This is a genomic window from Eudoraea algarum (assembly GCF_050589645.1).
GTDB lineage: Bacteria > Bacteroidota > Bacteroidia > Flavobacteriales > Flavobacteriaceae > JBNGOQ01.
In genome coordinates, this window is the sequence record NZ_JBNGOQ010000003.1 from 230026 (window position 1) to 246489 (window position 16464).

The window sequence follows — 16464 nt, forward strand, 5'->3', positions numbered from 1 at the left end:
AATCCAGTTTTACCGGAAAAACGGAAACTTAATAGGGTAAATATAAAGATCGATCGTCTGATTTTTATGGGTATTGGACTGCGGCACGTCCCTTTTGGCACCTAAGAAAAACATTGCACAAAAATTAGGGTTCCATTACTTTTTTTACACCCTATCTGCTTAGGTTAGCTAAGTTGATATCAAATTATCAAAACGAGAAGATGAAAATAAAATGGACATTTTTAGGTTGTTTGGCCACACTTTTTCTTTCCTGCCATGCGCAAACGAACCCGGTACCGGAATACCCGAAAACTAAAATGGAAAGCTCAAAAAGCACCTATCATGGTGTAGTCTTGGAAGACCACTATAGTTGGTTGGATAGTGTTTCAAGTGATTCGGTAAAACAGTGGGCCAAATTGCAAGATAGTACCACTATGGCCTATGTTGGATCATTCCCTAAGTATGAAGCATTAAAAACAAAAGTGGAAAATTTAACCAAAGTGTCGGGTAGAATGGAGGTGCCTTTTACGGCGGCTGATTCCTATTTTTACCTGCAGCAGGAGGGTGAAGGCCGTAATTGGGGTTTGTATACCACGAGGTCCACGCCGGGCAATGGAAAAAAGCTGGAACTTCCTTTTAATCCAAGAACTGCTTTATTTACACTTCCAAGCCCCGACGCCAAATATTTGGCATTGGGAGTATCCCAAGGAGGCGGAATCTTTGATTGGAAGGTCTATGATGTTGAAAAGCAACAAATTTTGGATACAACTATGACGGGGTCAGATATGGGCAGGACCCGTTTGGGCTGGACCAACGATAGCAAAGGGTTTTACTATGTAAGCAGCAACAAAGTGGGGGAAGATGGAACAAGGAGCGAATTGCGAATAAAGTATCATACGATACATACGGCTTATGAAAAGGATAAGGAGGTCTTCACACCCTCCAACGACGGCGTAAAGTTGGAGTTTAAGGTCTCAACCGATGATAAATATTTGGTTATTGAAGAGCGGGAGGGTGCCTCAATAGCCTCCAAAGTTTTTGCTGTGGCACGGGACAATTTTTCCATATCCTCCCAAAATGTAGTGGTTGACAACAATGCTTCCTACGTTTTTCTTGGCAATAAGGGCCCGCTATTTTATTTTGAGACGGATGACGGTGCTCCCAACGGCAAAATTGTGGCATTGGATATAGGGAATAGGGGCGAAGGTCTCAAAGAGGTAGTTGCTGAAACGGATCAGAGTATCATGGGATATCAATCTGCCGGGGGGACCATGCTGCCCTTAATAGCAGAAGATAGGTTGGTTGTCCCCTATCAAAAGGATTTAAAACTGGTATTAAGAACCTTCGATTTGGAAGGCAAGCCAGGAAAAACGATCGAGCTGCCCAGCGGAGGCCTATACTTTAATACCAACGGTTTAAACGCACTTACAGGAAACCGCAACAGCAAAAAGGTGCTTACACGCTTCATGGGTATAACCGAACCCAATACCGTTTTTGAAATCGATGTTGAATCGGGTGAAATTATAGCCTTCCAGAGAGCCAATGTGAGTTTTAATGCCGATGAGTTTATTAGTGAAATTGTTTTCTGTGAAAGCAAGGACGGCACAAGAGTTCCAATTTCACTTACCTATAAAAAAGATATCAAACTAGACGGTAGCAACCCGTTGATGATGCAGGTTTATGGTGCTATCGCTTTTACGAATTACCCCTACTTTCAAGGGGACTATATTTCCTGGCTCGATATGGGTGGGATACATGCCGTAGCGCACGTGCGAGGAGGAGGTGCCTATGGAGCCAAATGGCACCAGGACGGCATAGCGAGAAATAAACAAAACGGGGTAGATGATTATATCGCCGCTATAGAATGGGTCATAGAAAACAAGTATACTTCTCCGGAAAAAGTGGTTGTGAACGGTGTGAGTGCGGGCACTATTCCCGTAGGGGCCGTTTTGGTCCAGCGGCCGGAACTTATTGGTGCTGTAGTTTCACATTACGGAATGATGGATATGATCGGATATGAAGGAAAATTTGCGGAAGATGCCAGCCATGGATACATGCTTCCCGAAATCGGGAAGGCCTCGGTCAAGGAAGATTTTGAGGTTATTAGAAAGTACTCTCCCTATCAAAATATCAATACTGGTAAAAAATATCCTGCTGTCTTGGCTATGACAAGTGATGCGGATGCGCCCTTAAACGCAGATTCCTATAAATTGATTGCTAAGCTTCAAGCGAACAACGATAGTAAAAGCCCCATGTTATTGCAAATGGCATGGGGTTCATGGCACAGTACCTTTGGATCTCAGGAACACCCACCATCAAAGACTTTTACGGATGAAATGGGCTTTTTAATAAAAGCCTTGGACCTTGATGTCACTACCTGGCTGGGTAAGAGGTAAACGGAGTGGCGCGGAATTAACTTCTGACTAAACAGGGTTTGGTGTACGTATAATTTTCTTTGAGTGTACAGCCGGAGCGGGCCGAGCGTTAAGAAAATGTCCGGCGGACATTTTTAGCTCGACATGGCGAAGGGCAATGGGCGAGAAGAAGCACAGGAGAGCTGGCACGATACCTTAAGCAGCACAATTTTCAGCGTCATTTGCTACAAGTAACCCCAAAAATCCCCACCAATGGGGATGTTTTGATGTGGTTGAAATACATAGGTTTAGGGAAAACAAATAACATGAGAAACAAACCATATTTCCATTTGATTATTTAGTGCCGATTGATGATTTAGTGCCGGAGGGACTAGAACCTAACTCTCAAATCGACTGTATATAGGGGTTTCTGAAGGCTAGGAAATTCGTGCTCACCGAATAGGTGACTTTTCATCAATATTAAGTCAAGATTGCAGTAAATCCCTAGTTTTTTTAAGGTTTTTGTACAATGGATTTTCAAAATCATTCATTAATTTACTCTTCTCCAAATTATTGAATTCCTACATTTTACTTCCCCCAATTAAATAACCTATATCAGGTGTCTATTTAATACTTGTAAGTGGTTTGCACCGGTACTTTTAATCAATAATGAATAGACTATTATGAACAAATCAGAAGTAATGGCTGCTCTGACCAGCCAGTCCAGGAAATTAAAATCAGCCCATGAAGGGTCGGATTTACTTCGACCATTAAAACAGCTTCCTGGAACTTGGAAAAGTGAAGGATTGGGCTGGAATATCATCGCACTACCTTTCGAAAATGGACCTTTGAATTATCGTGTCCTTATGAACCAGTATAGCGAAACTATAAAGTTTAAGGATATAGCAGAGCGTGTTCCGAATAGAGGTATTGTCACTGATGCCTTTCCTCCGGATATTGATTTACCGGACAACGAGCAAAGCGACCAATTTGTCACCACCATTGATTACGAGCAATCTATAAAACAGGTAGCAGCAGCAGATTCTCCTGTATCAGGTTTGGCAGGTATTCAAAATGATGAAATTCATCATGAGCCGGGTCTTTTTTTACACATGCTAAATAAGGAAACCAATGGGATTGATATTGCCCGCCTAGCAACAATTCCACATGGCGATTCGGTATTGGCGCTTGGTAAGAGCAGTGAAATAGGTGGGCCACCAGAGATTCCTGAGGCAAGTGCATTGCCACTTCGTGTTTCCCAGGAATTAAGTAGTCCGTATTTAGCGCCATATAAGGTCTTTGTTGATACACCATTCAAAGGGAACGTTAACGTTCCCGATTTTCCAGGATTTAGTCCTATAGATGCCAATGTGCTGCTCCGTCTAGCAAATAGTAGTGTTGCCATAAAGAAAACAACGGTTTTACCGTTCGGTACTTCCTTGGAAACAGGCGGGATTGTAAACATTCCTTTTATAGTAAAACAGGCTAATGCTACCGAAATGAAGGCAATTTTCTGGCTTCAAGAATTAGAGGAACTGGATGTGGACGGGAATCCTGTTTTACGTTTACAGTACACCCAAAATGTGTTACTGGATTTCTTTAAAGCCCCTAATAGTAATGAATTGATTCGTTGGCCCCATATAAGTATTAATACACTTATCAAAGTTCCGAAATCACAAGAAATTTTAGTGTAAATAACTGATAAATCCAAGAATATAATAGCAAACAATAAGACCAAAAATTATGACAACAAAAGTTTTAAAAGTGTTAGAAATCGAATTATTAATTCAGGAAATAAACCCTCCTAATTTAGTTATAAAGGTAAAAGGAGAAGTAACATCTGGGGGTTGGACAAATGCCCGCTTAGTCCCATATATTTATATAGCACCACCAGTGGATGGCATCTATGAATTTGATTTTGTTGCAGATGCCCCTGGAGGGATTATAACTCAGCCAATTGCATCAATAGATGCAAAACCTTATACGTGGGAAGCCTTTCCAGAAGAGCTTAAAGGAGTTAAAGTATATGCTTCTTCAAATAATCTAATAGAAAAAATCTAAAGAAATGATATGGCACTGATTGATGATGTTAAAAATATATTGAATGAGTTGGCTCCGCATGGGTGGAAAGAACTGTTTGAGGAACATGGCCTAGACATAATTTCCGAGACCTTACAACAAGACTTGATAAAAAAACCTTTGGCTGTAAATAGAAACCTAGATGGCTTTAAAGACTTCTCTAAAGACGGAAAATTTGCAATTACCCCTGGCATTCCTTCCCAAAGTTTACTTTATCATGCCTTAGCTTCTCCTGCAGTGTTGACAGCACCAAATGGAAACAAACTGAGCAAGTTCCCAACAATAAAACAAATAGAAACTATTGAGAATTATGTATATGCCTCAACGAACAGAAATTTAAAGGATGTAATCAGTCTTTTTACGCCAAACAGTGAATTTTCCATTGCCGTTTTCGCTCTTGAGTACAGAAATTTACCTGAAACAGTTCATAAAAGGCATGCAGACCTATGTTTTTCTCGAACAGGAGTAGCTAGAGTAGGGAACTCTGAGCAAATGTATATTCCCGAGAAAAGGGGTTTTTTAAGTCACATTGAAGGTGATTCAAATGAGGTGTTTAGGGTTATTCCCGTTAGATATGCTGCTTATATTTCAGTTCTTCAAAAAGGAGATGAGAATCGTTTTGGTCCCGCCAGATTTGATTTGGGGACTCTAACAAATCAATCAGATCAGAGTGATTCAGATATTGATTTCTGGGTGCCTGTGCATAAATTATTTAGTGGATTGGAATGTCTGTCAGGTGAAGACCTTGAACTAGAAATAAATTATCATCATGTCAATGAAAAACTAAAAAGAGTTCATATTGAAAAAATGGGTGTATCTGGTTTTAATACAGGACATTCGGGAAAAGAGCTAGAATCATGGCCTTTTAAATTTTCCAACTCACTTGGCGAATTAAGTGATTTTTCAGATGATGGTAGCTTTTTATTGAAGCCTATAAAGCATCCTTTAGTAGAGGAAGTAATAGATCAAAACAAGAGGATTGGAACAATTGTGCCTCCACAATCTAGTAACTTCTTTTCTCCAAGTTTTACAATAAATGGTGTTGATATTGATGGTGACGGTAATCCGGATTCAAGAAAAGCGCCAGAATATGTGCATGTCAGGGATAAAATTGTTGGCGCTAATATTCAAAAATTAAATAACCAAAGATCTGTTATAAAGAGAGTGAATAGCGGTAATTACAAAGCACAACACTATTTGGATTTTGCAGCTGATGGATGGATTGAAGTAGAATGTAAAGAAATTTCCAGTAGGATAGTAAATTCTATTCCAGCCTATTCGATTATTGCCGCTCCTGACTTTTTTCCACACGTTAACCAAGGTGAGTTAATGGATTGGTGGATTCGATTGCCAAGAAATTTGCAGCAAGATATATGGAGTGTGCCGCCTCTCTCTTTATCAGACCAAAGAACGGCAGCTAACCTAGAGTTGAAAATAGAAGGACCTGGTATTTCTTTGGAAGTATTTAACGATAAAGATATTTCGATAACTGCCGTGGTATCACAACACAGAGGAGTAGGAACTTTCACGTTATCAACCGCAAAAAACGAAGTTACTAAGATAAAACGTCAAGGTGTATTACCTGACGCTGCTGCTGGCGTTTTTGCTCCAGGGTGGGATACAAGTATGGATGACAAAAAAGGAACACTTTTCCTATCTGCCTATGGATTAGGGAGTCCTTTTCCAGAAGACGCAAAATTGTGTGCAGCAATTAGTACTTTCTGGCCTGCTGCTGCTCCTGATTCGTCTAGACAATTTGCCCCAAGTGTTTTAAGTCAAAGAACAGAAAAAGCATACGCTACAGTTTGTCCACTTACAGATAAAGAAATTGGATTGGATGACCAACCATCATGGGATGGGAATATTGGGCCACAAACTGTGCAAAGAGGATCAAGAGAAGTAATTGAATACATGCGTTTTGAATATGTTGACTATATAGAAAACAGTTTGTTGGGGAAAATGTCGCTTGCAATAACTGCCAAGATAGATATTGATGATTATACTAATAGAATTTTAGGAATGAACAGGGTGTACCAAGCACTTGGTATTCAGGACAGCCCAAATAGTTTTAATGAAAAGAGAAGGTGGGGGATTCAGTCTTTCACTAAAGTTGATTCTAGTGACAATGACGTTCAATCTGCGTTATCAGCGGGAATTAATATTACAGGTAGAATCCTCAAGTTTATAATGTTTGAAAGTAAGGGCAGAATCAATCACCCTTCAAATTTTAAAAAAGTTCATGTGGAAATTAAAAGAAAGGTAGTATTGCTTTATAACGGACTCCGACGAGTTCATCTATTTGAAAACAATCAGTGGACAACTAATCAAGTAAGATAAAGTGAGAATCGTAATAATAGGAGCTGGTCCAGCTGGCTCCGCTTGCGCAATATCTGTTTTAAAAGCTGGTTATGAAGTGACGCTGATAGATCGAGTCAGCTTTCCTAGACATGCACCTGGTGAAACATTACATCCAGGAGTAGAACCATTGCTTAAAGAGTTAGGAGTTTTGGATGAAGTATTATGTTCTAATTTTCTTCGCCATCATGGTATTGAGAATATTAGAGATGGTTACTCCAAATATCAGCCGTACAATGAAGACGAAGATTGGAGAGGATTTCAGTTGTCCAGGAAAGAGTTCGATACGATACTTGTGAACAGGGCTATAAAACTTGGAGCAGATTTTTATAGAGGTGTTAAACCTATTAAAGTTGATATTTCAAATAAAGTAATTACTTCGCTTGAGACTAATGTTGGTAAATTTGAAGGAGATTATTTCATAGATGCGACAGGTAAAAGAGCGTGGTTAGCAAATAATCTTAGAATAGAGTTTAAAGAACATTCTCCTAAATGGATAGCCTACTATGGATATGTGAAAAATTCAAAATTCAAACCAAGTAATCCTAAACTTATATGGGACAAAAAAGGATGGACATGGATTTCTCAGATAAATGAAAATCTTGTTGCTTGGGTACATTTAAACTTACGACAACATGAAAAAGTCGGAAAGGCCTGGATACCAGAATTGTTAAATGACGGGGAATCTACGGGGCCAAGAAAAGCTGCAGATGTTACATGGAGAATAGCTGAAAAATGTGGTTATAAGAATTGTTTTTTGGTAGGTGATGCTGCGTTTGTTTTAGATCCGGGTTCCTCTCATGGAGTATTAAAGGCTATTATGAGCGGAATGATGATAGCACATTTGATATCGAGAATTAAACTGACAAGTTTAGCGAAAATTCAAGAGCATTATGACAGGTGGATGAAACAACAATTTTTAGCGGATAAAAGAATGTTGAATAAACTATATAATGATTATTGTGCTGATCTAAATATCGCGTGAGCATTATATTAGTGAATTAAATTAAGGAAGCTATTCTAATTGATGAATTATATTTCTTTTGGGAAGTATACAGGAAAAGGAAATATCCACTGTGGATAATATTTGACAATTGAAAACTGGTAAAACACAGGAACTGGATAGAAAACACAATTCCAAGAAATAAATAACGGATAACTAATTATTATCGTTTGTTCACAATACTGTTCTTTTTGAATTGCTTAAGGCTCTATAAGTAATTCTGTGTGTCCAATTGATAGTTGATAATTATCTCTTTTGTGTTTAGATACTTTGAACCTTCAGATTCTATATGATATTTGGGTTACTTGATTAACCAGCAATCAGTCTTTACGTTATTTAATTATTGTAAAAATTTACTTAGATATATTATAGTCTTTAGTTTACAAATTGTATTTTTAGCTATAAGTAGAATCGTATTGGAGATTATACTTTCCCCCACACCAATATCCTCTAATAACAACCAAACATTCATTCCGTATGAGAAAGCTATACTTTTTAATTGTTAGTGTTTTACCAGTACTTACTTTTTCGCAATTCTCTCAGATAGGCCAAGATATTGATGGAGAAGCCTTTGGAGATCAATCCGGCTACTCAGTCAGTCTAAGCCAAGATGGAAATCGTGTGGCGATAGGTGCCCAACTAAATGATGGTAATGGGAATAGCTCAGGTCATGTAAGAATTTATGAGTTGAACAACGGAAATTGGATTCAACTTGGTGCCGATATTGATGGTGAAGCTGTATTGGATCTTTCAGGATGGTCCGTTAGTCTTAGCGCTGATGGAAGCCGGGTTGCCATTGGGGCCTATCTTAATGATGGTGGAGGTATTTTTAATTCCGGCCACGTACGGATATACGAATTCAACAATGGTAATTGGATACAATTGGGAACCGATATTGATGGTCTGTCAGTAGAGGAGCAATCAGGATATTCCGTTGGATTGAGTGCAGATGGAAATCGGGTTGTAGTTGGCGCATATTTAAGTGACGTTAATGGAGCGAATTCGGGAAGTGCCAGGGTTTTTGAGTTTTCAAACGGGGAATGGTCATTATTGGGAAGCGAAATTTTGGGAGAACGTATCATAGATCAAGCAGGCTGGTCTGTTAGCATCAGTGATAATGGAAATCGCGTTGCAGTGGGTTCCCGTTTAAATGACGATGGGGGACCCAATGCTGGCCATGTTCGAATTTTTGAATTTAATTCGGTTGATTGGCTGCAGGTAGGCGATGATATCGATGGTGAGGCAGCGGAAGATTTGTTCGGCCATTCCGTTAGCCTAAATGAGGATGGGAGCCGCGTTGCTGTTGGGGGTTATGAAAATGATGGCAATGGACCGGCGTCCGGACATACGCGAGTTTTTGAGTTAGTCAATGGAAACTGGATACAACTTGGTTTGGACATTGATGGCGAGGCCGCTGTAGATCGATCAGGGTGGTCGGTAAGTTTAAATGATTCTGGAAATAGGGTCGCCATAGGGGCATATTTAAATGATGGGAGTGCTTTTAACTCCGGTCACACTCGAATCTATGAATTTATCAACGGAAATTGGGTGCAACTGGGCATGGACATTGATGGTGAAGCATCAGTCGATAATCAGTCGGGGTGGTCCGTCAGTTTAAATGGTTCAGGAAATCGCGTGGCAATTGGAGCTTACTTAAATGATGGTACCGCGACCAACGCTGGTAGCGTGGAAGTTTTCGAAGTACCATTATCGATATCACCCAATGCCTTTGTGACTACCTGGAAAACAGATAATGCCGGTTCTTCTGGCCCTGATCAGATCACTATTCCTACCTTTTCCGCAGAGACTTATAACTATACCGTTGATTGGGGAGACGGTTCTTCAGATAGCGGGGTAACCGGAGACATTACACATACCTATGCAATAGCAGGGACTTATACGGTTTCCATTTCGGGAGATTTTCCAAGAATTTTCTTTAATGATCAGGGAGACAAGCAAAAAATACTGGCAATCAATAGTTGGGGCTCCATCGCATGGACGTCTATGGAGTCTGCCTTCAATGGTTGTACCAATCTAGATATGCTCGCCTCAGATGTACCAGACTTGTCACAGGTCACTTCTATGGAGCGCATGTTTAGATTGTGTCTTTCTATGGTTGGTAATGATTCTTTTAATAGCTGGGATCTCTCTAATGTGAACAATTTAGATGAGATGTTTCTTTTGGCCAGATCGTTTAATCAACCTCTTGGCAATTGGAATGTTAGCAATGTGACTTCCATGAGTGGACTGTTTTGGGACTGCGACGTCTTCAATCAGGACATCGGGTCCTGGGATGTAAGCAGTGTTACGGATATGAGTGCACTCTTTAGGGAAAGTCTTGCCTTTAATCAAGATATTGGAAACTGGGATGTAAGTAGTGTTTCCAATATGAGCTTATTGTTCTTTTCAGCAAGAGCTTTTAACCAAGATCTTTCAAACTGGGATGTGAGTTCCGTTACTAATATGGAAAGTACGTTTAACAGCTGTTGGGTATTCAACCAGCCCCTTGCAAGCTGGAATGTAAGCAATGTAACCAATATGCGCGGAATGTTTTCAGATGCCTTTGCATTCAACCAAGATATCTCTGGTTGGAATGTCAGTTCTGTAAGACGTATGGACGTCATGTTTAACAATGCCAACGCCTTTGATCAAAACATCGGAGGTTGGAATGTGGGCTCAGTTACGAATATGGATCTTATGTTCCGTAGTGCAGATGTCTTTAATCAAGAGATTGGTAATTGGGACGTCAGTTCTGTGACCACCCTGGAAAGTATGTTTGGAAATGCCGTTAGTTTTAATCAGGATATCGGAAGTTGGAACCTTTCCAGTGCAACTGATATGGGCTCAATGTTCAATGGCGCCACAGCTTTCAACCAGGATATAAGCGCTTGGAATGTGTCAAATGCCAACGATATGCGGTTTATGTTTAATTCGGCGACTTCATTCAATCAGGACATTGGAGGTTGGGATGTTGGTGGTGTCACGAATATGCAACGCATGTTTAAAGATGCCGTCAATTTTGATCAGGATTTGGGTCAATGGGATGTGAGCAACGTTACAAGCATGTTCGAAATGTTTGCAAATGTTACACTGTCCACCGGAAATTATGATAGCCTCCTTCAAGGCTGGAATGGCCTGAACTTGCAGTCTAATGTGAACTTTAGTGCTGGTAACAGCCAGTACTGTTTTGGAGAAACCGCCCGTCAGAATATCATAAATACCTATGGCTGGACGATCACGGATGGAGGTCTAAATTGCCCGTTTGCCCCTATGGTCTCTACATGGAAGACAGACAATCCCGGTGTTTCTTCTCCGAATCAAATAACCATACCCACTTTTTCTGGGGCCTCCTACTACTATACTGTGGACTGGGGAGATGGCAGCTCTGATACAGGTATAACAGGCGATATTACCCATACCTACGACATGCCTGGGACCTATACAATAACTATTAGCGGAGATTTTCCCAGAATCTTTTTTAACGGTGCGGGAGATGCTGAAAAACTTGTTTCGGTGGATGAATGGGGAGATATTAGTTGGTCTTCCATGGAACGGGCGTTTATGGGTTGTAGCAACTTAGATATAGTCGCCATAGATAGTCCGGATTTGTCTGGTACAACTGACATGGATTTAATGTTCTTTGGGTGTAGCTCGCTCATAGGAAACGCGTCTTTCAATAGCTGGAATGTCAGTAATATTACAAGTATGGCCAGTCTCTTTAACAATGCCTCTCAATTTAATCAAGACCTATCCAATTGGAATGTTAGTGCGGTTACCGATATGGGAAACATGTTTTTTGGCGCAGCAGCCTTTAACAAACCTATTGGGTCATGGAATGTGAGTTCTCTTGTTCAGGCGGGTGCTATGTTTAGAACGGCAACAGCGTTTAATCAAGATTTGAGTGCCTGGAATGTTGGATCGGTTACCAATATGGGTTCCATGTTTAGAAGTGCTAGCTCATTTAATCAGGATATCAGTACTTGGAATGTTAGCGCCGTTACCGATATGTCTGGGATGTTCCTGGGAGCAGCTGCATTTAACCAGGCAATAGGAAGCTGGGATGTAAGCTCGGTAGTAGACATGAATAATATGTTCTCAGCTGCTACTGTTTTTAACCGGGATATTGGGGCGTGGAATACAACTAGTGTCCAGAATATGAGCAATATGTTTAGAAGTGCCACAGCTTTTAATCAAAATATTGGAAACTGGGATGTGAGCGCTGTGACCAATATGAGTAATATGTTTCAACTGGCGTCTTTATTCAACCAGGACATTGGGGCCTGGGATGTGAGCAGTGTTACAGACATGGGGAGTATGTTTGCAGTAGCCCCTAATTTCAACCAGGATATTGGCGGATGGAATGTAAGCAACGTTACCAGAATGGCATCCATGTTTAACAATGCAGATAGTTTTAACCAGGATCTGGGTTCCTGGGACGTTAGTAATGTTCTGGACATGGCAGCGATGTTCGCATCTTGTCCTTTCAATCAGGACATTGGTTCCTGGAATGTTAGTCAGGTGATCAACATGAGTAATATGTTTAGAGAGGCAGCATCCTTTGATCAAAATATAGGAGGATGGAACGTCTCTAACGTCACTAATATGAGTGCAATGTTCTCCCTGGCAGTATCTTTTGATCAAGACCTGGGTGGCTGGGATGTCAGTTCGGTAACCAATATGGGCGAAATGTTCTTAAATGTGACCCTATCTCTAGAAAACTATGATGCACTCTTAAATGGATGGAATAGCCTTGCGAGTCTTCAGTCAAATGTGGTTTTTGATGGGGGTAATAGTCAATACTGTTTAGGAGAAGTTGCCCGCCAGAATATCATAAATACCTATGGCTGGACGATTACAGATGGAGGTTTAAATTGCCCTTTTGTGCCCTTGGTTACTACTTGGAAAACAGACAACCCTGGCGCTTCTGGCCCGAACCAAATTACCATTCCAACATTTGCCGGAGAAGGCTATGATTATGCTGTGGATTGGGGAGACGGCTCTTTAGATACTAACATAATGGGGTCTATAACGCACACGTATGGTACAGCAGGGACCTATACCGTTTCTATTTCAGGAGATTTTCCCAGAATTTATTTTAATGGAGGTGGAGATGCCGAAAAGATCTTAGCGGTTGACCAATGGGGTGAGATTTCCTGGTCGTCTATGGAAGGCGCTTTTCAGGGATGTTCAAATTTAGATATTACTGCTACAGACCTACCAGATCTGAGTGGTATAAATAGCATGCGAAGAATGTTTACAGGCTGTGTTTCGTTAGTAGGGAACGCTAGTATTAACAGTTGGGACGTGAGTATGGTAACAGATATGGCCACCCTGTTTACAGATGCAGCTGCCTTTAACCAGGAGCTGGCAAATTGGGATGTAAGCAATGCAGAAAACATGAATAATATGTTCCTAAGGGCCTCCAGTTTTAATCGGCCGATAGGAAGTTGGAATGTGTCAAACGTAATTAATATGGGAGGAATGTTTAATAGTACTCCTTTTAATCAGGACATTGGCAGTTGGAATGTAAGTAGTGTTGTTAACATGGATGGTATGTTCCAGGGAGCTACCGCTTTCAACCAAAACATTGGTAGTTGGGATGTAAGTAGTGTGAGTACAATGCGTGTAATGTTTGATGGAGCCCTTTCCTTTGATCAGCCGATTGGAGGCTGGGATGTGAATGCTGTTCAAACCATGACTCAAATGTTCAATTCCACCCCCTTCAATCAAGACATCAGCAACTGGAATGTAAGTCAGGTTAGCAACATGGATGGAATGTTTAGAAATACTGGCTTTTTCAATCAGGATATTGGACTTTGGAACGTGTCTAATGTTACCAGCATGCGGGTCATGTTCCAGGGGGCAACTTCTTTCAATCAAAACCTGGGCAGTTGGGATGTGAGCAATGTTTCGAACATGACTCAGATGTTTTCTGGAATTGCTTTAAATATAGAAAACTACGATGCATTGCTGCTTGGGTGGAATAACTTAAACCTCCAACCCAATGTTAGTTTTGATGGAGGAAACAGTCAGTATTGTCTGGGAGAAGCTGCACGCCAGAATATGATTGACAACGATGGCTGGGGAATCACAGACGGTGGTGCGGAAACAGAGTTTCCCATAATTACATGTCCCGCGGATATTTTGGTTCAGTCATCCTCCGTTTTTGGGGTAACCGTGACACTTGCAGATCCAACAGCCACGGATAACTGTTCTACCCTTTTTGAATTTACAGCTGTTCGAGATGATGGTCTTCCTTTAAATGCACTTTACCCTAATGGTGTTACCAATATCAGCTGGACTGCAACTGATAGTGCCGGTAATGTATCCAATTCGTGTAATCAGACGGTCGATGTGGTGTTTAATCCAGACCCGCTTTCCATTACTGGCCTGGTGCTGATAGATAGAAATACTGATGAAGAGGTCTCTGTCTTGACCGATGGCCTAGTTCTTAATCTTATTGATTTACCTACCCTTGATCTTGATATAAAGGCCCTTGCAACAGATGATACCCAGCGCGTGCGCATGGAACTCACGGGAGATCAGATGCGGAATAGGGTAGATACGGAAGCACCATTTTTATTGTATGGTAACGCCAATGGAGCCCCCTTTTTTCCAGGCATGTTTACAATTACCGCAAGTGCTTTTTCTGGAAGTGCAGAAGGTTTAATCAAATCAATTGATTTTGAAATCATTGATACCCTTCCGTTGAAAATCAATGGACTTAGCTTCAAAGAAACCAAAGCGCAGGACTTTGAGATTAAAGTGTACCCTAACCCTGCGACTGTGGAAGTAGCTATTGTTATGTCCAATGTGAATGTAGGGGTAAAGAGAATTCAGATTTATGATATGCAAGGTAAAATGGTTGACTCGCAAAAGTTTGGTGTACGCAAGGGAACCAATGAATATGTTATGGAAACTTCAAGCCTTCCCGAAGGAGTCTATTTAGTAAATATTTATATTGATTCTGGGGAACTATATCAGAAAAGACTTTTAGTTCGTAAATAGTGATTACTAATACCGAAAAAATTCTTGACGTATAAACTCCCGAACCTAAGTTCTAATTGGTTTAGTTTATTGAGGTTTCGGCATCTTCGCATTTTTGTGCTCACCGAATAGGACACCTAAAACAAGAGAGTAACACGCTAAAACGATATTACGGTTTTTACTTAATGGATTTAATGTAGTGTTGTTTCTAAAGCAGCCTTTAATAACTGAAGGGCGAGATCGCTTTCAGGCTCTTTTTCATAACTCTTACCAAGTCCTAATATTGAATCCCAACCAGCATTGGAAAAGTACATAACGGCCAAAAACCGAATCCCTCAAAACCTAAAACTGTACCCCACGGACGGCAAAATGGGAAAAAGGCTCTGTTGTGCAATAAATGTTCTTGGTTCACCTATGTTATTACCTTGACGATCTTGCTGAACTTCTTCATCGACAAAATAGAAATAGGGGTTTTGGCGGGCGTAGAGGTTATAGATGCTCAGGTTCCAACTGCGTTCGCCCCATTTTTTCTTTTTGCGGAAATGGATCCCCACGTCCAGTTTGTGGAAGGCCCGCATCCTGTTGGCGTTGCGCTCGCCATAAATGAACACTTCGGAGGTACCATCACCGTAGAAACTGGATTCATCTATGATATCGTATTTCCCTATGGGCAGGGTAAAGGCGCTGCCGGTGCCATAGACCCATGTCGCGGCGACATCTATATGCTCCTTCAGTTGGTGGGTGACCACCACACTTGCATCGTGCCTTCTGTCATACCGATAGGGAAAGGCCTTGCCGCCGTTTATGTTGTCAAATTGCCGATCGGTCCTGGACCAGGTGTACCCGATCCATCCGGTGGTCCTCCCCTCCTTTTTTTGCAACAGTAGTTCCAGCCCATAGGAGGTTCCGTCCCCATCGCCCTCTACCAAATTCTCCCAATTGGAGGAGGTTCCCAAAAAGGTGGCGCCCTCTTTGTATTCGATCAGGTTCCGCATGCTTTTGTAGTACGCCTCGGCACTGAGTTCATAGATGCCATGGTCCAAAGACCTTGCCATGCCAATGGACCACTGTTGGGATCTTTGCGGGGCCACCCCGTCCGTTGCCGGGACCCAGAGGTCCGTGGGAAAGCCGATGCCCGAGTTGGTCAACAAATGTACGTTTTGCTGCATTCTGGAATAGGCGGCCTTGACGGACATATCCTCCGTTAACAGATAGCTGGCCAAGATCCTGGGTTCCCAGGATGCATAGTCCCCGCCATTCACATGGTATACCGAAGTACGAAAACCCAAATTGGTTTGGATGCGGTCTCCCAGCCTGATCTCGTGCTCCATATACCCCGCGTTCTCCCAGGCAAGGACATCGCGATTGCCGAACTCGTTGTCCAAGGTGCTTTGGCCATTGGTACGGGTCCTGCTCCTTGTTGCGCCGGGCTTAAAAGTATGGTAGATGCTGTTTGCCCCGAACTTCAACTTGTAACCGGGGCCAACGAAATATTCAAAACCTGCCTTTAGGCCCAGATCATATATGCCGGACAGGAAACGCCTAGAGGATTCAAGAGTTTCCTGGTCGTTCACAAAGGTCCCGCTGGTCCCGGTCCTAAATCGGTAACGGGTATAGGACAAGGTAACGTTACCGAACAGTTTTTGACCATAAAGTGGTTCCCCGCATCGCACTTTGCAGTTGTCACCCCTGATGGGCGGTTGTTGT

Annotated in this window: 7 protein-coding genes; 6 read left to right on the plus strand and 1 reads right to left on the minus strand. The window is 41.6% G+C overall.

Going from position 1 to position 16464, the window contains the following annotated elements:
- Positions 1-200 precede the first annotated feature (200 nt).
- The 6 genes from ACRD67_RS11790 (at position 201) to ACRD67_RS11815 (ending at position 14778) form a co-directional block, all read left to right on the plus strand.
- Positions 201-2375 carry a prolyl oligopeptidase family serine peptidase gene (locus ACRD67_RS11790; RefSeq protein WP_430967352.1) on the plus strand — a complete coding sequence of 725 codons (2175 nt, stop codon included), beginning with the start codon at positions 201-203 and terminating at the stop codon, positions 2373-2375.
- A gap of 641 nt (positions 2376-3016) precedes the next feature.
- A complete protein-coding gene (locus tag ACRD67_RS11795) occupies positions 3017-4027 on the plus strand; it encodes a heme-binding protein (protein ID WP_430967353.1) in 1011 nt (336 codons plus the stop codon).
- 49 nt (positions 4028-4076) lie between these two features.
- The gene (locus ACRD67_RS11800) at positions 4077-4394 is read left to right on the plus strand and encodes a hypothetical protein (protein WP_430967354.1); all 318 of its coding nucleotides are present in this window, start codon (positions 4077-4079) and stop codon (positions 4392-4394) included.
- Positions 4395-4403: 9 nt separating this feature from the next.
- Positions 4404-6749 carry a hypothetical protein gene (locus tag ACRD67_RS11805; protein WP_430967355.1) on the plus strand — a complete coding sequence of 782 codons (2346 nt, stop codon included), beginning with the start codon at positions 4404-4406 and terminating at the stop codon, positions 6747-6749.
- Between the two features lies 1 nt (position 6750).
- Positions 6751-7752, plus strand: coding sequence for an NAD(P)/FAD-dependent oxidoreductase (locus tag ACRD67_RS11810; RefSeq protein WP_430967356.1), 1002 nt, complete (start codon positions 6751-6753; stop codon positions 7750-7752).
- 495 nt (positions 7753-8247) lie between these two features.
- Positions 8248-14778 carry a BspA family leucine-rich repeat surface protein gene (locus ACRD67_RS11815; protein ID WP_430967357.1) on the plus strand — a complete coding sequence of 2177 codons (6531 nt, stop codon included), beginning with the start codon at positions 8248-8250 and terminating at the stop codon, positions 14776-14778.
- A 314-nt stretch (positions 14779-15092) separates the two neighbouring features.
- Here ACRD67_RS11815 and ACRD67_RS11820 read toward each other — a convergent pair whose 3' ends face one another.
- Positions 15093-16430, minus strand: coding sequence for a TonB-dependent receptor plug domain-containing protein (locus tag ACRD67_RS11820; protein WP_430967358.1), 1338 nt, complete (start codon positions 16428-16430; stop codon positions 15093-15095).
- Positions 16431-16464 lie beyond the last annotated feature (34 nt).

Coding starts and splice junctions, on each gene's coding strand:
- ACRD67_RS11795 (WP_430967353.1), top strand. CDS start 3,017: ATGAACAAATCAGAAGTAATGGCTGCTCTGACCAGCCAGTCCAGGAAA.
- ACRD67_RS11790 (WP_430967352.1), top strand. CDS start 201: ATGAAAATAAAATGGACATTTTTAGGTTGTTTGGCCACACTTTTTCTT.
- ACRD67_RS11800 (WP_430967354.1), top strand. CDS start 4,077: ATGACAACAAAAGTTTTAAAAGTGTTAGAAATCGAATTATTAATTCAG.
- ACRD67_RS11815 (WP_430967357.1), top strand. CDS start 8,248: ATGAGAAAGCTATACTTTTTAATTGTTAGTGTTTTACCAGTACTTACT.
- ACRD67_RS11805 (WP_430967355.1), top strand. CDS start 4,404: ATGGCACTGATTGATGATGTTAAAAATATATTGAATGAGTTGGCTCCG.